Genomic DNA, 16,017 nt, shown 5'->3' on the forward strand with positions numbered 1-16,017 from the left:
TTGGATCGCGTTTCTTCAGTTGATAAATCAGACGGCCAGGCCGACGAACATGTCCTGCACGTCGTCGTGGTTGTCCAAGCCTTCGAGGAAGGCTTCGACTTCAGCCATCTGCTCATCGGTCAGGCCGCTTACCGGGTTCTTCGAGATGTAGCCCAACTTGGCCGACAGCACGGTGAAACCCTGTTCCGGCAGGGCCTTTTGCACGGCGTCCAGGTCGGTGGTCTCGGTGATGAACAGGGTGGTGCCTTCTTCTTCGCCGTCTTCAAAGTCCTGCGCACCGGCTTCGATCGCGGCCATTTCCGCATCGGCATCCGGGGTGTCCGGCGAGGCTTCGATCAGGCCGACATGGTTGAAATCCCAGGCCACGGAGCCGGAAGCACCCAGCTGCCCCTTGCGGAACGCCACGCGGATTTCCGCCACGGTGCGGTTGATGTTGTCGGTCACGCACTCGACGATCAGCGGTACCTGGTGCGGGGCGAACCCTTCGTAGGTCACGCGGTGGTATTGCACGGTTTCACCGAGCAGACCGGCGCCCTTCTTGATCGCGCGTTCCAGGGTTTCCTTGGGCATCGAGGCCTTTTTGGCCTGTTCCACCACCAGACGCAGGTGGGCGTTGGTCGCGGTGTCGGCACCGTTGCGGGCGGCGATGGTGATTTCTTTCACCAGCTTGCCGAAGATCTTGCCCTTGGCATTGGATGCCGCTTCTTTATGTTTGACTTTCCACTGTGCGCCCATGACTCACTCTCTTCTATACATCGCGCCGAAACGTCTACTGGCCGGCGCTTTGGGGGCAGAGTTTATAGGGCAAAAACGCTCTGATCCACCAAAAAACCGGCCATACCCCTCAGGTTCGCAAGGGTTTGATCGCCCCACGGCAGTCCGGCACGAAATCCCCGACCTGGGCCAGCACGGCCGGCCTGGCGTTCCAGTAGGGCATCAGCACCAGCGAGGAAAACAGCGCGGCACCGGCAAACACGATAAACACCGTCACCGTATCGAAGTAACCCGGCAGCAACCCGCCGAGGATCGCCCCCACCGAACCGCAACCGTTCACAAAGCCTGCGGCCGTCGCCCCCGCCTTGGCGGTGCCGAAGTCGATGGCGGCGGTGCTGCTGATCATCGAGTCCGGCCCGTAGAGGGTCAGGCCCATGACAAACAGCAACGCCATCACCAGCACCACGCTGCCGGTGTGCAGTGCGCCCATGAACAGCGCCAGGGCCACGGTCAGGGCCAGCAGGCTGAGCACGCAGGCCGGCATGCGGCGGGCGCCGAACAGTTTGTCGGACGCCAGCCCGATCAGCACTGGCCCCAGCAAACCGGCCAGTTCGAACGCCGTCGGCACGATGGCCGCGCCGACCTTGCCCACCGACGGCATCTGCTCATACACGATCACCGGCCCCCACAACAGGATTGCGTAGCGCGCCGGTTTCAGCAGGAAGTACGCCAGCCCCAGGGTCAAGACAGTGCGGTTACGCAAAATCGCCCGCAGCGGTTCCAGCACGCTGATGCGTTTCTCGGCGGCGGCCTCCTCGGCGCTCAACAGCGGCTCTGGTTCCACGGCCGGCAAGCCCACGTCCTGGGGCGTGTTGCGCTGGAAGAGAAAGAACAGCAGCGCCACACACGCCACCACCGCCGCACTGGAGATAAACGCCGCATGCCAGCTGCCGATCAGGGTGTAGGCCCACCACCCGGCAAAGGGCGACGCCACCAGGCCGCCGAAGGCGTAGCACGAACTCCATAGCCCCAACACTCGCCCGCGCTGCTGCGCCGGGAAGAAACTGCCGAGGTTCTTGCACAATCCCGACCAGCCGGTGGACTGCGCCAACCCCTGGATCAACATGCAGCTGATAAAGATCGGCAAGGTGGCGAACGTGCCCATCACCAGCGCCGCAGCGGCAGAAATCAGTAACCCGCCGAGCACCACGACACGCGGCCCGAAGCGATCAGCCAGCATGCCCCAGGTAAACTGCCCGACGGCATAGGCCGCCAGGTAAATGCCATCCAGGTTGGCCATCATCATTTTGTCGAGGGGGAAACTCGGGTCGTCGACGATCCCCAGCTTGGCCACGGAAAACGCTTTGCGAGTGAAATAGAACGCGGCGTACGCCAGCCAGGTGATGGCGAAAATCTGCACGCGCCAACGCTTGATGCTACCCATAGGGATATTCATGGTGGTTCTGACCTCAGGTGAGTGTGCCGGCAGAATCGAGAAGCGAATGCCTGTTGTTTTTATGCTTGAGCACTGCAATGCCGAGCCGTGGATGGCGCGGCATTGGTCAGATGGGTCCGGTATCCAGGAGCCCATGGCCCCGTAGGTTGTAGGACTCAACCTACGGGGGTTGAGGCGTATCAAAGCAATGGCTGACTAATAGGTAAAATCGATTTATCGTATTTCAAATATAAGTTCAGCTTGTAAGAGGATTCGCGATGTCGGTGTCCCACACACAGCTCAAAGCGTTCCACGCCGTCGCCGTCCACGGCAGTTTCACCCAGGCCGCCGAACGGTTGTTCCTGACGCAACCGGCGATTTCCGACCAGGTGCGCAAACTCGAAGAGCGCTTCGGCGTGCTGTTGTTTCATCGCAACAAGCGCTCGGTGCGCCTGACCGACCTGGGCGAACGCCTGCTGAGCATCACCCAGCGCCTGTTTGTGATCGAAGCCGAAGCCGAGGAACTGTTGCAGGACTCCCGCGCGCTGCTCACCGGCACCCTCACCCTCGCCGTGGATGCCCCGGTGCATGTGCTGCCGCAGATCGCGCGCTTTTGCCAGCTGTACCCGGGGATCAGCGTGAAGATCGAAACCGGCAACACCGACGAATCGCTGTCTCGCCTGTACAACTACCAGGCCGACCTGGCCTTGCTGGGCCGCGACGTCGACGATGAGCGCCTACTGTCGCTGCCGTTGCCCGACGACCAATTGCTCGCCTTTGTCGCGCGCAACCACCCGTGGGCCGGACGCGCGTCCATCTGCCTGGCCGACCTGGACGACACGCCGCTGGTATTGCGCGAAATCGGCTCGGTCACCCGCCAGACCCTGGAGCAGGAAATGAGCCAGGCAGGCTTGCGCATTCGCCCGGCGATCCAGGTGGAGGGCCGCGAGGCCGCCCGTGAAGCGGTGGTGGTGGGCATCGGCGTGGGCGTGGTCTCGGCGGCGGAGTTCGGCGCCGACTCGCGGGTATACGCCATGCCGATCCGCGATTGCAGCCAGCGCATGAAAGAAACCCTGGTGTGCCTCAAGGAACAGAGTTCACGCCGGGTGGTGGCGACATTCCTGGAGATCGTGCGCGACAGCCTTCAGCCCGGCGCCAACTCGAAGAACGCCTGAATCAGGCGCAACGAGCGCCGCCGCTCCATGCAACCGAGCAGGTGCCGGTTGACCAGCCCCTCGCCCTGAATCGGCACCGCCTGCACCCGTGGGTCGGGGCTGACTTCCATGGACGAGACCACGCCCACTCCCAGCTCAGCGGCGACGGCTTCGGTCACCGCCTCGCGGCTGTCCAGCTCCAGCAGCACCTTGGGCTGCACATTCGCGGCCATGCAGGCCTCATCGAAGGTACGCCGGGTGATGGAGCTGGGCTCGCGCAGCACCATGATCACGTTGTTGAGTTGCTCAAGGCGAATACCCTCGGGTTGCTGCGCCCACGCATGGCTGGCCGGCACCAATGCGCACATCCGCGACTCGCTCAACGGTTGCAGGTGCAGACCGTTGCGCGGTTCCACTTCGGTGAGTACCGCCACATCCGCATGTTCAGACAAGAGTGCGGCGAGGGTTTCCTGGGCATTGCCCAGGCGCAGGTTGACGGTAATCCCGGGGTAGCGCGCGCGCAGGCTGGCAATCATCGGCATCACCAGGTGCGGGCCGTCCGCCGCGACTTCCAGGCGCCCGCTCAGCAGTTGGCGGTTGGCCTCCAGCATGGTCTGGGCTTCGTCCACCAGGCCAAAGATCGCCCGTGTGATCGCCGCCAGCCGCGCGCCCTCTTCGGTCAACTCCACCCGCCGCGCGGTGCGGCGCAGCAACGGGATCTGGTAGTGCTCCTCCAAGGCCTTGATATGCCCGGTCACCGCCGGTTGGCTGATGAACAGCCGCGCGGCAGCACGGGTAAAACTGCCCTCACGGGCCACGGCGTCGAACGCGCGCAGTTGGAACAGGTTCATATCTATCGGCCTCACTGATAGCTCGCATAACAACAAACAATTTGATTGATGGCAAGCCAAACTGCAATTTAGGCGCCGTAGCTTCAACCCCCGATGCCTTGCGAGGACTTGAGATGACCACTGCCGCGCCGATCCTGCTGACCCCTGGCCCCCTGACCACTTCCAACCGCACCCGTCAGGCGATGATGGTGGACTGGGGTTCATGGGATGACCGTTTCAACCAACTCACCGCCAGCGTCTGCGCGCAATTGCTGGCGATCCTCCACGGCGAAGGCAGCCACCATTGCGTGCCGTTGCAAGGCAGCGGCACCTTTGCGGTCGAGGCCGCCATCGGCACCCTGGTACCGCGTGACGGCAAGGTACTGGTGCTGATCAACGGCGCCTACGGCAAGCGCCTGGCCAGGATCTGCGAAGTGCTCGGCCGGGATGTCAGCACCTTTGAAACCGCCGAGGACCAGCCCACCACCGCGGCCGATGTGGACCGCCTGCTGGCGGCAGACAGCGCCATTACCCACGTTGCGTTGATCCATTGCGAAACCAGCACCGGCATCCTCAACCCGCTGCCGCAGATCGCCGAGGTCGTCAAACACCACGGCAAGCGCCTGATCATCGACGCCATGAGCTCCTTCGGCGCCCTGCCGATCGATGCCCGCGAAGTGCCGTTCGACGCGCTGATCGCCGCCTCCGGCAAGTGCCTGGAAGGCGTGCCGGGCATGGGCTTCGTTTTCGCGAACAAACAGGCGCTGGCCGCCGCCCAGGGCAACTGCCATTCCCTGGCGATGGACCTGTTCGACCAGCACAGCTACATGACCAAGACCGGCCAATGGCGCTTTACCCCGCCGACCCATGTGGTCGCCGCCCTGCACGAAGCGCTGCTGCAATACCAGGAAGAAGGCGGCCTGCCTGCGCGCCACCGACGCTACGCCGACAACTGCCAGGCCTTGCTCGACGGCATGGCCGCACTGGGCCTGCGCAGCTTCCTGCCGGCGGCGATCCAGGCACCGATCATCGTGACCTTTCATGCCCCGACAGACCCGCGCTACCAGTTCAAGGACTTCTACGAACGGGTCAAGGCCAAGGGTTTCATTCTGTACCCCGGCAAATTGACCCAGGTGGAGACGTTCCGCGTGGGCTGCATCGGCCATGTCGATGCGCAAGGGATGCGCGCAGCGGTCAAGGCGATCGCCGAGGTGCTGGAAGAAATGGAAGTGTCGGACATCTGATTGCCCCTTACCCACAGGATCTGAACCATGAACTATCAAAACCCCAACACCCTCCAGGCCGTCATCCTCGACTGGGCCGGCACCGTGGTCGACTTCGGCTCTTTCGCCCCCACGCAGATTTTCGTCGAGGCCTTCGCCGAATTCGATGTGCAGGTTTCCATCGAAGAAGCCCGTGGCCCGATGGGCATGGGCAAGTGGGACCATATCCGCACCCTGTGCGACCAGCCGCAAGTCGCCGAGCGCTACCGCCAGGCGTTCGGCCGCACGCCCACCGATGACGACGTGACCGCCATCTACCAGCGCTTCATGCCGTTGCAGATCGAGAAAATCGCCGAGCACTCGGCGCTGATCCCCGGTGCCCTCGAGACCATCGGCCAGCTGCGCGGGCAAGGCATCAAGATCGGCTCCTGCTCGGGCTATCCCAAGCAAGTCATGGATAAAGTGGTCGCCCTGGCCGCCACCAACGGCTACGTCGCCGACCACGTGGTCGCCACCGACGAAGTGCCCAACGGCCGCCCATGGCCAGCCCAGGCACTCGCCAACGTGATCGCCCTGGGCATCGACGATGTGGCGGCGTGCGTCAAGGTCGACGACACCGTGCCGGGTATCCTCGAAGGCCGTCGCGCCGGGATGTGGACCGTGGCCCTGACCTGCTCCGGCAACGCCCTGGGCCTGACCTACGCGCAGTTTCGCGCCCTCGACGCCGCGACGCTGGCCAGCGAACGCACTCGTATCGAAGCGATGTTCGCAGGCTCGCGCCCCCATTACCTGATCGACACCATTACCGACCTGCCGGCCGTCATCGCCGACATCAACCAGCGCCTGGCCCGTGGCGAAATGCCGCAAACCAACTGATAGAGGTCAAGACAACGACATCGCACCGGGCAAACCGCGCAAAACAGGCTTACAGTAAAAGGACTTCGTCGCCAAAGAACGAAGGTTCGCCCTGATGAGTGAGGAACCCAGCGATGCCGTGGAAAAATTCCGATACGCGCTACAGCACCATGTCGATTGCGCTGCACTGGTTGATGGTGGTGCTACTGGCGGTGGTCTACGCCTGCATTGAGTTACGCGGACAGTTTCCCAAAGGCAGCGGTGCACGGACGTTGATCGTCGAGATGCATTTTATGTTCGGCCTCACCGTGTTTGTGCTGGTGTGGCTGCGCCTGTTCGCGCGCAGCCTGGGGGTTGCACCCAAGATCGTCCCCGCCCCGCCACAATGGCAAAGCCTGCTGGCCACGCTGATGCACTTCGCGCTGTATGCGTTGATGATCGGCATGCCGATTGCCGGTTGGCTGATCGTCAGTGCCGAGGGGCATTCGGTGATGTTCTATGGGATCGAGTTGCCGCCGCTGATTGCTGAAAACAAGGCGCTGGCCAAGCAGATCGAGGGCTGGCATGTGCTGTTCGGCAAGATCGGTTACTGGCTGATCGGCCTGCATGCGTTGGCGGGGATCTTTCATCACTATGTGATGCGTGATAACACGGCGTTGCGGATGATGCCGGGTAAGCGCGCTAGGCTGTAAACCCTCGGCGGCCCTGCAAGCCGCCGGTATGCACAAAGATCAGGCGAGTGCCGGGCACGAAACGCCCGGCCTCGATCTGCTGCTTCAACGCCAGCAACGCCTTGCCGGTATAGAGCGGCTCCAGCGGTACACCGCAGGCCTGTTCAGTGCTCTCGATAAACTCGAGCAATAGCGGATCAACCTTCCCAAAGCCACCCCGGCTGGCGTCCAGCAATTCATAACCGCCCTGCACCAGGGCACTCACGTTCTGCGCCACGCCATGATCATCCGGTACCGCCATGGCGCCATACACCGGATGCGCGCCCGCCTCCGCCAGCGCCAACCCCGCCAACGTCGTACCGGTGCCTGCCGCCAACCACCAGGCGTCGTAATCGGCCCAGCCCACGGTGCTCAATTGCCGGCGTGCCTGCTCGACCAAGACCCCGCAACCCAATGCCCCGGCCATCCCGCCTCCGCCTTCGGGCACGGGGTAAAAATCGGGATAGTGCTCGCGCCACGGCAACCAGAAATCCTCCGCGTGGCGCGCGCGGTAGCCGGCATAGCCCAGCCAATGCAGGTGCATGCCAAAGGCTTTCAGGTCGAGGACGGTGGGTGTGTCGTGGGGATGACCACGCAACAGGCCGACAGTGGGGAAACCAAAACGCTTGCCCGCCGCTGCCAGTGCGTGAAGATGGTTGGAGTACGCCCCGCCAAGGCTGATGATGCCGCTGGCACCGGCCTGTCGTGCCTGGGCCAGGTGTTCGGTGAGCTTGAACCACTTGTTGCCGCTGATCAGCGGGTCGATACGGTCCAGGCGCAGCACGGCCAGCTCGACGCCATTGAGCCAATCGAGCCGCATGGCTTCAAGGGGCGCGTGGGGAAGCCAGTCAAAGGGACCCATCGGGCGGCATCTGCATGGAAAAAGGAGCGGTAGTCTAACACCGCCCCTTGCGTCGTCTTACAGCTCGGCGGCGAGGCGCGAGCCTTGGTTGATGGCGCGCTTGGCATCCAGCTCGGCTGCCACATCGGCGCCGCCGATCAGGTGCACGTTCTGCCCTGCGGCGACCAGGCCGTCCTGCAACTCGCGCAGCGGGTCTTGCCCGGCGCAGATGACGATGTTGTCCACGGCCAGCAGCTGCGGCTCACCCTCGGCGCCGATGCGGATATGCAGGCCGTCATCGTTGATCTTCAGGTACTCGACGCTGTTAAGCATCTGCACGCGCTTGTTCTTCAAGCCGGTACGGTGGATCCAGCCGGTGGTCTTGCCCAGGCCGTCGCCGACCTTGGAGGTCTTGCGTTGCAGCAGGAACACCTCACGGGCCGGGGCATGGGGTTGCGGCTTGATCCCGGCCACGCCGCCACGGGCTTGCAACTGGGTGTCGATGCCCCACTCCTTCCAGAACGCTTCGCGGTCGAGGCTGGTGGACACGCCCTGGTGCACAAGGAATTCCGACACGTCAAAACCAATGCCGCCGGCGCCGATCACCGCGACGCGCTTGCCCACCGGCTTGCGCTCGAGGATCACGTCCAGGTAGCTCAGCACCTTGGGGTTTTCAATCCCCGCAATCGCCGGCGTGCGTGGCGCAATGCCCGTGGCCAGGATGATCTCGTCGTAACCGCCCGCCACCAGCTGCGCGGTGTCGACCCGGATGTTGAGGCACAGCTCGACGTGGGTGGTCTGCAACTTGCGATTGAAGTAGCGCAGGGTCTCGAAAAACTCTTCCTTGCCCGGTACGCGCTTGGCGATATTGAATTGGCCGCCGATCTCACTGGCCGAATCGAACAGTGTCACCTGGTGGCCGCGCTCAGCCGCCACGGTGGCGGCGGCCAGGCCTGCGGGGCCGGCACCGACCACGGCGATTTTCTTGATCTGCTTGACCGGCAGGTAGTTGAGTTCGGTCTCGTAGCACGCGCGTGGGTTGACCAGGCAGGTGGTCAACTTGCCGCCAAAGGTGTGGTCCAGGCAGGCCTGGTTGCAGCCGATGCAGGTGTTGATTTCATCGGCGCGGCCGGCGGCGGCCTTGTTGACGAACTCCGGGTCGGCGAGGAACGGCCGCGCCATCGAGACCATGTCGGCATCGCCTTCGGCGAGGATCTGCTCGGCGATTTCCGGGGTGTTGATGCGGTTGGTGGTGATCAACGGGATCCGCACCGCACCGCGCAATTTGGCCGTGACTTTGCTGAACGCGCCACGGGGTACTTTGGTGGCGATGGTCGGGATACGCGCTTCGTGCCAACCGATGCCGGTGTTGATAAGGGTCGCGCCGGCCTGCTCGATGGCCTTGGCCAACTGCACGATTTCTTCCCAGGTGCTGCCGCCTTCCACCAGGTCGAGCATCGACAGGCGGAAGATAATGATGAAGTTCGGGCCCACCGCTTCACGCACGCGGCGCACGATTTCCACCGCCAGGCGCATGCGGTTTTCGTAGCTGCCGCCCCAACGGTCGGTGCGGTGGTTGGTGTGGGCGGCGAGGAACTGGTTGATGAAGTAGCCTTCGGACCCCATGATTTCCACGCCGTCGTACTCGGCGACCTGGGCCAGCAGCGAGCAGGTGACGAAATCCTGGATCTGCTTCTCGATGCCCTCCTCGTCCAGCTCCTTGGGCTTGAACGGGTTGATCGGTGCCTGGATCGCACTCGGCGCCACCTGTTTTGGGCTGTACGCATAACGGCCGGCGTGGAGGATCTGCATGCAGATCTTGCCGCCCGCCTCATGCACGGCCTGCGTGACGATCCTGTGCTTCTGCGCTTCTTCTTCGGTGGTGAGCTTGGCCGCGCCGGAATACACCCCGCCTTCATCATTCGGGCCAATGCCGCCGGTGACCATCAGGCCCACGCCGCCACGGGCGCGCTCGGCAAAGTACGCCGCCATGCGTTCGAAACCACCGGGCTTTTCTTCCAGGCCCGTGTGCATCGAGCCCATCAGGGTGCGGTTGCGCAAGGTGGTAAAACCCAGGTCCAACGGGGCCAGCAGGTGCGGGTAGGCAGCAGCGGTCATGGTACAGCTCCACAACGGATCATCACGGGACGTGAGGGGCTCGAATGGCACCTCATCGGTTTATGTCCCACAGACTAAGAGGCGGTGGACGACGGCTCAATGACTGAAACTGACAAGTTATTGATCCAAATGCACAGCGCCCCTTGGCAAGCCGTTGCAGGGGCCCTACCCTAGTCGCGAACCCTGCACCCGGTCTGTTGTCTGTTGCCCCATGCGTAAACTTCTCGCTTTTACCGTCTCCATGGCCCTGGTTGCCGCCGTCGCCGCGTATCTGGTCTGGACCCAGGAGCGCCCCGTGGGGCATTACCTGTCGGACCTGCGCATCACCCTCGCCGTCAACGAAGGCCTGCCCGCGGATCGCGGCAACCTGCTGGGTATCCAGCCGGAGCTGTTTCCCGCCGATTACCAGAGCCTGGAACGCCTGCACCTGAAGCTCGCGGCCTACCTGCAAAAAGCCCGGGACCAGGGGTTGATCAACGAAAAAACCATCGTGGTGCTGCCTGAACATATCGGCACCTGGCTGATGTTGACCGGTGAAAAAAATGAGGTGTACCAGGCGCTGCACGTGAAGGATGCGATGAACTGGCTGTCGGTCAGCAACCCGCTGCTGTTTGCCCGTGCCTGGATCAGCGCAACCGGCGATAACCGCACCGATGACGCCTACCTGCGCATGAAAGCCTCCGGCATGGCGCGGGACTATCAGGTGCTGTTCGGCGGCCTGGCCAAAGAGTTTGGCGTCACGCTGGTGGCCGGCTCCATCACGCTGCCGAACCCCAGTGTCAGCCAGGGCCAATTGCAGGTCGGCCATGGCGCCTTGTACAACGCCAGCGTGGTGTTCGCGGCGGACGGCTTACCCCTCGGCGATCCCCAGCGCCAGCTTTATCCGATCTACGATGAACGCGGTTTTATCGAACCCGGTGACGAAAATATCGTCAGCGTGGTCGACACCCCGGCCGGGCGCCTCGGCGTGTTGGTCGGCAGTGACAGCTGGTACCCGGACAACTATCGCAAGCTCAACGAGCAAGGTGCGCAATTGATTGCGGTGCCGGCCTTTGTGCTCGGTCGCGATACCTGGGATCGACCATGGCGCGGCTTCAAGAGCGTGTCCACGCCGCCGGAAATCAGCCTCAAGCCTGAAGAGCTCAGCGAAGGTGAGGCCTGGCGACGCCTCACGCTGATCAGCCAGCAACCCGTCAGCCAGGCAACCGCGGGCATGAGCGTATTCTTGCGTGGGCAGTTCTGGGACCTGGGCACGGCCGGGCACAGTTTTCTCAGCAGCAACGGGCAGATCAGCGCCGACGGCGACGCCCGTGGTGCGCGCCTGCTGAATATCTGGCTGTAACCCCGTGAAGCCGGTGCGCCTGGGGGATCTGTCGGTGGGCTTCGTGCACACCCTGGCCGACGCGATCCACAGCCACGGCCTCGACCCGCAACCGCTGCTGCTGCAATACGGCCTCGACCCCGCGCGCCTCGCCGAAGCGGGTGCACGCTTGTCGATCCCCCGTTATATGCGCCTGGGCCATGCAGCCATCCAACTCACCGGCGACCCCGGCCTGGGCCTGCGCATGGGCCAGCTCAGCCGCCTGAGCCAGGCCGGGCTGGCCGGGGTCACCGCCGCCCAGGCGCCCAATGTGCGCGAGGCGGCGCGCACCCTGACCCGCTTCGAAGCGCTGTACGGCTCCAACTATCGCGGGCAATCGAGTTTCCACGAGGACGCCGAAGGCGCCTGGCTGCGTTTCTATTCCATCAGCCCCTATAACGCCTACAACCGCTTCGTGGTGGACTCGATCATCGCCGGCTGGCTGCAGCAACTGTCGAGCCTGGCCCAGCAAACGGTACAGGCGCAACGGATTGAAATCGAATTTGCAGCGCCGGAGTACAGCGAACAGTACGCGCTGCTGGGCGATGGCCCGATCCAGTTCGGCGCCGACGCCAATCAACTGCGTCTGAGCCAGCAAACTCTGGCCCTGCGCAACCCGCAGCATTGTCCGAGTACCTGGCAGCTGTTGCTGCAACTATGTGAACGGGAACTGGAGCAGTTGACCCGCACCCGCAGCCTGCGCGAGCGCATTACCCGCTTGCTCGGGCCGATGCTCAATGGCGGCCGGGAACCCGACCTGGAAGAAGTGGCGGCGCGCTTGAAGCTGCCGACCTGGACACTGCGCCGCAAACTGGCCGAAGAAGGCACACAGTTTCGCGCGATTCTCAACGATACCCGCCGCGACCTGGCCATGACCTACATTCGCGATACGGAACTGGCATTCGGCGAAATCGCCTACTTGCTCGGTTTTGCCTCGGCCCAGGCGTTTCAACGGGCGTTCAGGCGATGGAACAACCAGACCCCAGGGGAATTTCGCCGCAGTCAGCGGCATTCCGCCTGAAGTCGGTCTTACAGCTCGGTGGCGTCATCGGCCGGATCCAGAGGATCCAGTTCAAAGGCCTGGTACTCCAGCAGTTCTTCCTGATATTCGTCCATGGTGGGCTCCTTGTTTTGAATTAAAAGCGGCTGCACATAAATGACCTGCACAGCCAGCCTAAAGTGCCGTGATGACGAAAAAATGTCGACGTCATGACGTTCCTGCACTCCAGGATTAAACGTAGCAGCGTAATGCGGATTTAGCACCGGGGTTTTGAGGCGCGATTGCAATCAGGGATGCACTGAAATGGGCGGGAATGCATTCCATTGTGGGAGGGGGCTTGCCCCGGTACAAACCGAAATGTGTAAACGATGTCCCCGGTTTCAGATGTAAACGATGTCTACGGTTCTACACCCCGATAGCTGGGTGTCAGTCAACACATCTGTCACTGACCCACCGCTATCGGGAGCAAGCCCCCTCCCACATTCGATCTGCATCAAGTTTCAGACTTGCGTCGGCCACGGGTTTGAACACCCGCCTCCACCGCCATCCCGGCGGTACGCTCCAACGCCTCGGCAAACGCCTGGCGCTGCTGCGGTTCGATCTGCGACAGGAACAACTCGTCCACCGTACTTTCGTAGATCTTCCACATTTTTTTACGCAACGCCCGGCCGGCATCGGTGATAGATGCAAAGGCCGCGCGGCCATCGCCGTCGGAGCGTGAACGCAGCACCAGGCCGTCCTTTTCCAGGCGGTCTACCAGGCGCGTGAGGTTATAGCGCTCGATGGCCAGCACATCGGCCAATTCGTGCATGCGACGGGTGCCTTCAGGGCCGCTTTCCAGGCCCCATAAAGCGTCGTACCAGGCGTAAGGCGGCAAGTCGGCGGCCGCCAGGCGGCGCTCGATTTCGCGGATGACGGTTCTGTGGGCCCTGACAAAACGGAACCATACATCAGGCTCTGATGACGACATGCAACACCATCCGGCGGATTTCAAGAAGGTTGCAATAGTAGCTCATCCCGCGCTAGATTCGGCCATGTAGTTGCAATTGCAACAACTTTTACGACGCTCCCACAAGGAGCCCGCCACTTGAAATCCGCCGACCCTGGAGCCTCACATGACCCCGAATAACGAAGTCAGACGCGACGTCGATCCACAGGAAACCCGCGAGTGGCTGGAGTCCATCGAATCGGTGCTGTCCACTGAAGGCCGCCCGCGCGCCCATTACCTGATCGATCAGTTGCTGGATTTCGACGTGGCGCGGCATGGCGACTTCTACGGGCGGGTGACCACGCCTTACGTCAACACCATCCCGGTGGAACGCCAGTTGCCCTACCCCGGCAACCTGGCCATCGAACGCCGTATCAACGCGTTTATCCGCTGGAACGCCATGGCCATGGTATTGCGTGCAGGCAAACACTCCGGTGTGGGTGGGCATATCGCCACTTATGCGTCAGCCGCTGTGCTGTACGACGTAGGTTTCGACCACTTCTTCCGTGGCCGCACCGACAGTTTCGACGGCGACCTGGTGTACATCCAGGGCCATTCCTCGCCAGGCATCTACGGCCGTGCCTACCTCGAAGGCCGCATCAGCGAAGCACACCTGGATAACTTCCGCCGCGAAGCCGGTGGCGAGGGCATTTCGTCCTACCCCCACCCACGGCTGATGCCGGACTTCTGGCAATTCCCCACCGTGTCCATGGGCCTCGGGCCGATCACGGCGGCCTACCAGGCGCGCTTTATGCGCTACCTGGAGTTTCGTGACCTCAAGCAACACCAGGGCCGCAAGGTCTGGGCATTCCTCGGTGATGGCGAAATGGACCAACCGGAATCCCTGGCCGCCATTTCCCTGGCCGGACGCGAGAAACTCGACAACCTGATCTTCGTGGTCAATTGCAACCTGCAACGCCTGGACGGCCCGGTACGCGGCAATGCCAAGGTGATCCAGGAGTTCGAAAGCCTGTACCGCGCCGCCGGCTGGAATGTGATCAAAGTGATCTGGGGCGGTGGCTGGGATGCACTGCTGGAAAAAGACACCAGCGGCCTGCTGCGCCAACGCATGATGGAGTGCGTGGACGGTGACTACCAGAACTACAAATCCCAGAACGGCGCCTACGTGCGCGAACATTTCTTCGGCAAATACCCGGAGTTGCTGGCACTGGTTGCAGACCTGTCCGACGACGATATCTGGAAACTCTCACGGGGCGGCCATGACCCGGACAAGGTCTACAACGCCTATGCCGCCGCCGTGCGCCACAGCGGCCAACCGACGGTGATCCTGGCAAAAACCGTCAAGGGCTTTGGCATGGGCGAAGCCGGCGAAGGCCAGAACATCAACCACCAATTGAAGAAGATGGGCGCCGACGCCGTCAAAGCCTTCCGCGACCGCTTCGGCCTGGAAGTGCCCGATGAGCAACTCGCTGAAATTCCGTACCTCAAGCCCACCGCCGACAGCGAAGAAGCCCGTTACTTCGCCGCGCGTCGCCAGGCCCTGGGCGGCTATGTGCCCGCGCGCCACACGGCGGTCGAACCGTTGCAGATCCCCGAACTGAGCGCCTTCGCCACTCAGCTCAAGGACACCGGCGAGCGCGCGATATCAACCACCATGGCCTTCGTGCGCATCCTCGGTACGCTGCTGAAAGACCCGCACCTGGGCAAGCTGATCGTGCCCATCGTGCCGGACGAATCACGCACCTTCGGCATGGAAAGCCTGTTCCGACAGATCGGCATCCACTCCGCCGTCGGCCAGCTCTATACCCCACAGGACTCCGGGCAACTGAGCTATTACAAGGAGAGCAAGGACGGACAGATCATGCAGGAAGGCTTGAATGAGTCCGGCGCCATTTCCTCGTGGATCGCAGCAAGTACGTCCTACAGCAACCACGGCCTGATGACCGTGCCGTTCTATATCTTCTATTCGATGTTCGGCTTCCAGCGCGTCGGCGACCTGGCCTGGGCGGCGGGCGATGCACGGGCGCGTGGTTTCCTGCTGGGTGCCACGGCCGGGCGCACCACGCTGATGGGCGAAGGCCTGCAGCATGACGATGGCCATAGCCATATCCTGTCATCGGTGATTCCGTGCTGCGTGTCCTATGACCCGACCTTTGCCTACGAACTGGCGGTGATTATTCGCGAAGGCATGCGGCGTATGTATGTCGAACAGGAGGATATTTACTACTACATCACCCTGCTCAACGAAAACTACCCGCACCCGGCGATGCCCGAAGGTGTGGAGGATGGCATTGTTAAAGGCATCTACCGCCTGAGCGGCAGCCAGCACGCCAAGGTGCAACTGATGGGCAGCGGGTCGATCCTGCGCGAAGTGATCGCAGCCGCCGACCTGCTCGCCAACGACTTTGCCGTGCAATGCGACGTTTGGAGCGTGACGAGCCTGACCGAGTTGCGCCGTGACGGACACGCGGTGGAGCGCTGGAACCTGTTGCACCCCGAGCGTGAGCCGCGCGCGAGCTACGTCGAGCGATGCCTGGCCGGGCAAACGGGACCGGTGGTGGTGGCGACGGATTACGTGAAACTGTTCGCCGATCAGATCCGTCCGTTCGTGCCGGGCCGACGCTTTGTCGCACTGGGCACTGATGGCTTCGGGCAATCAGACACCCGGGAAGCCTTGCGCGCGTTCTTTGAGGTGGATCGCCACTTCATCGCCCTGGCTGCCCTGAAGGCACTGGCGGATGACGGCGTGATCGGTCGCGACAAGGTCAGTGAAGCGATCAAGCGCTACGGGATCAACGTCGACAAGGCCGACCCCGTAGCGGTTTGAT

Annotated in this window: 14 protein-coding genes; 7 read left to right on the plus strand and 7 right to left on the minus strand. The window is 62.7% G+C overall.

The genetic code is table 11. The features are described 5' to 3' along the window. Window positions 1–27 precede the first annotated feature (27 nt). Both NIBR502773_RS03940 and NIBR502773_RS03945 read right to left on the minus strand, forming a co-directional pair. A complete protein-coding gene (locus NIBR502773_RS03940; RefSeq protein WP_115488513.1) occupies window positions 28–735 on the minus strand; it encodes a YebC/PmpR family DNA-binding transcriptional regulator in 708 nt (235 codons plus the stop codon). 109 nt (window positions 736–844) lie between these two features. Next, complete coding sequence (locus NIBR502773_RS03945; RefSeq protein ID WP_141155415.1) at window positions 845–2,170, minus strand: MFS transporter; 1,326 nt, start codon at window positions 2,168–2,170, stop codon at window positions 845–847. Window positions 2,171–2,427: 257 nt separating this feature from the next. Between NIBR502773_RS03945 and NIBR502773_RS03950 the strand changes: the two genes are divergently transcribed. Then, entirely contained in the window at window positions 2,428–3,324 is an 897-nt protein-coding gene (locus NIBR502773_RS03950) for a LysR substrate-binding domain-containing protein (protein WP_141155416.1), read from the plus strand. Here the strand turns inward: NIBR502773_RS03950 and NIBR502773_RS03955 are convergent. Next, on the minus strand, window positions 3,294–4,154 hold the full coding sequence (locus tag NIBR502773_RS03955; protein ID WP_141155417.1) for a LysR substrate-binding domain-containing protein: 861 nt from the start codon (window positions 4,152–4,154) through the stop codon (window positions 3,294–3,296). The genes NIBR502773_RS03950 and NIBR502773_RS03955 overlap by 31 nt on opposite strands. Before the next feature lie 113 nt (window positions 4,155–4,267). Between NIBR502773_RS03955 and NIBR502773_RS03960 the strand changes: the two genes are divergently transcribed. From NIBR502773_RS03960 to NIBR502773_RS03970, 3 genes are all read left to right on the plus strand, one after another. Beyond that, complete coding sequence (locus NIBR502773_RS03960) at window positions 4,268–5,377, plus strand: 2-aminoethylphosphonate--pyruvate transaminase (protein WP_141155418.1); 1,110 nt, start codon at window positions 4,268–4,270, stop codon at window positions 5,375–5,377. A 27-nt stretch (window positions 5,378–5,404) separates the two neighbouring features. Next, window positions 5,405–6,232 (plus strand): phosphonoacetaldehyde hydrolase, encoded by an 828-nt coding sequence (gene phnX, locus NIBR502773_RS03965; RefSeq protein WP_065940133.1) that lies wholly within the window; start codon window positions 5,405–5,407, stop codon window positions 6,230–6,232. A gap of 113 nt (window positions 6,233–6,345) precedes the next feature. After that, window positions 6,346–6,903: a cytochrome b gene (locus NIBR502773_RS03970; RefSeq protein ID WP_092357678.1), complete on the plus strand. Its 558-nt coding sequence runs from the start codon at window positions 6,346–6,348 to the stop codon at window positions 6,901–6,903. Here the strand turns inward: NIBR502773_RS03970 and NIBR502773_RS03975 are convergent. Together NIBR502773_RS03975 and NIBR502773_RS03980 are read right to left on the minus strand one after the other, a co-directional pair. Further along, complete coding sequence (locus tag NIBR502773_RS03975) at window positions 6,893–7,783, minus strand: 1-aminocyclopropane-1-carboxylate deaminase/D-cysteine desulfhydrase (protein ID WP_141155419.1); 891 nt, start codon at window positions 7,781–7,783, stop codon at window positions 6,893–6,895. The genes NIBR502773_RS03970 and NIBR502773_RS03975 overlap by 11 nt on opposite strands. Window positions 7,784–7,840: 57 nt before the next feature. Beyond that, on the minus strand, window positions 7,841–9,880 hold the full coding sequence (locus NIBR502773_RS03980) for an NADPH-dependent 2,4-dienoyl-CoA reductase (protein ID WP_141155420.1): 2,040 nt from the start codon (window positions 9,878–9,880) through the stop codon (window positions 7,841–7,843). Window positions 9,881–10,091: 211 nt separating this feature from the next. Between NIBR502773_RS03980 and NIBR502773_RS03985 the strand changes: the two genes are divergently transcribed. Then, on the plus strand, window positions 10,092–11,222 hold the full coding sequence (locus tag NIBR502773_RS03985; RefSeq protein WP_141155421.1) for a carbon-nitrogen hydrolase family protein: 1,131 nt from the start codon (window positions 10,092–10,094) through the stop codon (window positions 11,220–11,222). Between the two features lie 4 nt (window positions 11,223–11,226). After that, a complete protein-coding gene (locus tag NIBR502773_RS03990; protein ID WP_141155422.1) occupies window positions 11,227–12,261 on the plus strand; it encodes an AraC family transcriptional regulator in 1,035 nt (344 codons plus the stop codon). A gap of 8 nt (window positions 12,262–12,269) precedes the next feature. On the opposite strand, the gene NIBR502773_RS30815 is transcribed toward NIBR502773_RS03990, so the two are convergent. Together NIBR502773_RS30815 and NIBR502773_RS03995 are read right to left on the minus strand one after the other, a co-directional pair. After that, window positions 12,270–12,392 (minus strand): hypothetical protein, encoded by a 123-nt coding sequence (locus NIBR502773_RS30815; RefSeq protein ID WP_257228138.1) that lies wholly within the window; start codon window positions 12,390–12,392, stop codon window positions 12,270–12,272. Window positions 12,393–12,733: 341 nt separating this feature from the next. Further along, window positions 12,734–13,210, minus strand: a complete 477-nt coding sequence (locus tag NIBR502773_RS03995; protein WP_115488528.1) for a MarR family winged helix-turn-helix transcriptional regulator — start codon at window positions 13,208–13,210, stop codon at window positions 12,734–12,736. A gap of 145 nt (window positions 13,211–13,355) precedes the next feature. Between NIBR502773_RS03995 and aceE the strand changes: the two genes are divergently transcribed. Continuing rightward, entirely contained in the window at window positions 13,356–16,016 is a 2,661-nt protein-coding gene (gene aceE / locus NIBR502773_RS04000; protein WP_141155423.1) for a pyruvate dehydrogenase (acetyl-transferring), homodimeric type, read from the plus strand. Window position 16,017: the final 1 nt, after the last annotated feature.

Source organism: Pseudomonas sp. NIBRBAC000502773 (genome assembly GCF_006517195.1).
In the GTDB taxonomy this organism is placed as follows: domain Bacteria; phylum Pseudomonadota; class Gammaproteobacteria; order Pseudomonadales; family Pseudomonadaceae; genus Aquipseudomonas; species Aquipseudomonas marginalis.

Excerpts from the sequence above, each read along its gene's own strand:
- NIBR502773_RS03940 (WP_115488513.1), bottom strand. The coding sequence starts at position 735 with ATGGGCGCACAGTGGAAAGTCAAACATAAAGAAGCGGCATCCAATGCC.
- NIBR502773_RS03945 (WP_141155415.1), bottom strand. The coding sequence starts at position 2,170 with ATGAATATCCCTATGGGTAGCATCAAGCGTTGGCGCGTGCAGATTTTC.
- NIBR502773_RS03950 (WP_141155416.1), top strand. The coding sequence starts at position 2,428 with ATGTCGGTGTCCCACACACAGCTCAAAGCGTTCCACGCCGTCGCCGTC.
- NIBR502773_RS03955 (WP_141155417.1), bottom strand. The coding sequence starts at position 4,154 with ATGAACCTGTTCCAACTGCGCGCGTTCGACGCCGTGGCCCGTGAGGGC.
- NIBR502773_RS03960 (WP_141155418.1), top strand. The coding sequence starts at position 4,268 with ATGACCACTGCCGCGCCGATCCTGCTGACCCCTGGCCCCCTGACCACT.
- phnX (WP_065940133.1), top strand. The coding sequence starts at position 5,405 with ATGAACTATCAAAACCCCAACACCCTCCAGGCCGTCATCCTCGACTGG.
- NIBR502773_RS03970 (WP_092357678.1), top strand. The coding sequence starts at position 6,346 with ATGCCGTGGAAAAATTCCGATACGCGCTACAGCACCATGTCGATTGCG.
- NIBR502773_RS03975 (WP_141155419.1), bottom strand. The coding sequence starts at position 7,783 with ATGGGTCCCTTTGACTGGCTTCCCCACGCGCCCCTTGAAGCCATGCGG.
- NIBR502773_RS03980 (WP_141155420.1), bottom strand. The coding sequence starts at position 9,880 with ATGACCGCTGCTGCCTACCCGCACCTGCTGGCCCCGTTGGACCTGGGT.
- NIBR502773_RS03985 (WP_141155421.1), top strand. The coding sequence starts at position 10,092 with ATGCGTAAACTTCTCGCTTTTACCGTCTCCATGGCCCTGGTTGCCGCC.
- NIBR502773_RS03995 (WP_115488528.1), bottom strand. The coding sequence starts at position 13,210 with ATGTCGTCATCAGAGCCTGATGTATGGTTCCGTTTTGTCAGGGCCCAC.
- aceE (WP_141155423.1), top strand. The coding sequence starts at position 13,356 with ATGACCCCGAATAACGAAGTCAGACGCGACGTCGATCCACAGGAAACC.